We start from the raw sequence: 865 nt of genomic DNA, 5'->3' as shown, positions 1-865 counted from the left end.
CGCCCTCCACTAAACCCGGGGCGATTCAAATCTCTGGACGAAAGTCGCCCTGTAGGAGCGAGTCGATTTGCTCGCGCCTCGACGCGCCTTGGCGCTCAGCATCCGCGGGCCACGAGGCGATCTTTGTCATGAGGTCGTCGTAGCTCATGATCACGCGCGCAGGGTTCCCGGCGACTACATGGCCCTCCGGCACAGATCGAGTCACCACAGACCCTGCCCCGACAACCACCCGGTCCCCGATCCGGACCCCGGGGAGGATCACCGACTGCGCTCCAATGAAAACTTCGGACCCGATAGAGATCCGATTCACATAGTGGCGCCGCCCTCGTTCGTCTCTATACAGCCAGCCAGCACCGTCGTGTGTAATCAGCAGCACCCCCGTACTAATTGTGGTGCGATGCCCCACGCTCACGAGCCAGGGTTCGGAAGTGACAATGTTCGAGAGTATTCGACATCCCGAGCCGACGGACACACCTTGCTCGCGTGCCCACCGTTCGTTGCCGATTAGTTCTCGCTTGACCTTTTTGTAGATCCTCATAATCGGCGAGTAGCGCATTTCCGCCCTTCTTCCCAACAGTCATCCCGGCGCCCCTCGAGTGAGCGGTATCGGGCAGCGGGACCCGACACCGCTCACATGGGCAGATCTGTCGGGACAACTTATCTCTTTCGGTGCCCGCGCTGTCGTGTAGGCACGCAAATTTCGCTCCAGTGCTGGGCGCGCATCCTCAGTTCGACCATCGCGCACATTGCCCCGTCACACATCAGCAGGTCTCGTAGTGGATACGCTGCCCGCTGGGCAAGACGGACCCGGGTTCCCTTGGGCACCAGCCAGACTCTGAAGCGCTCCAGGTTTTGTGCCGCTCCT

1 protein-coding gene is annotated in these 865 nt (G+C 61.0%); it reads right to left on the bottom strand.

Going from position 1 to position 865, the window contains the following annotated elements:
* Positions 1–25: 25 nt before the first annotated feature.
* The gene (locus tag MIC448_RS16590) at positions 26–538 is read right to left on the bottom strand and encodes an acyltransferase (protein ID WP_279380996.1); all 513 of its coding nucleotides are present in this window, start codon (positions 536–538) and stop codon (positions 26–28) included.
* Between the last annotated feature and the right edge of the window lie 327 nt (positions 539–865).

This window comes from Microbacterium sp. C448 (assembly GCF_000582705.2).
GTDB lineage: Bacteria > Actinomycetota > Actinomycetes > Actinomycetales > Microbacteriaceae > Microbacterium > Microbacterium lacus_A.
This window is presented reverse-complemented; position numbering and strand designations above follow the sequence as displayed.

Coding starts and splice junctions, on each gene's coding strand:
- MIC448_RS16590 (WP_279380996.1), bottom strand. CDS start 538: ATGAGGATCTACAAAAAGGTCAAGCGAGAACTAATCGGCAACGAACGG.